The 234-nt window shown below is 44.9% G+C and carries 1 protein-coding gene; it reads left to right on the plus strand.

What is annotated here, in order from left to right:
• The coding region (gene mtnN, locus O4H49_RS20595; RefSeq protein ID WP_269425310.1) for a 5'-methylthioadenosine/S-adenosylhomocysteine nucleosidase at positions 1-234 on the plus strand (234 nt) is incomplete at both ends.

Here is a 234-nt window from a genome sequence, read left to right on the forward strand (position 1 = left end):
CCCTAGCACAAATGGAAAACACTCATGCGGTTCGCGGCCTAATTTGTACTGGCGATGCGTTTGTTTGTACTGCTGAGCGTCAAGAGTTTATTCGTAAACACTTCCCGTCAGTTATCGCTGTAGAAATGGAAGCATCTGCTATCGCTCAAACTTGTCACCAATTCAACACACCGTTTGTTGTTGTGCGTGCAATCTCTGATGTCGCTGATAAAGAATCACCAATGAGCTTTGATG

Source organism: Kiloniella laminariae (genome assembly GCF_027214005.1).
Taxonomy (GTDB): domain Bacteria; phylum Pseudomonadota; class Alphaproteobacteria; order Kiloniellales; family Kiloniellaceae; genus Kiloniella; species Kiloniella laminariae_A.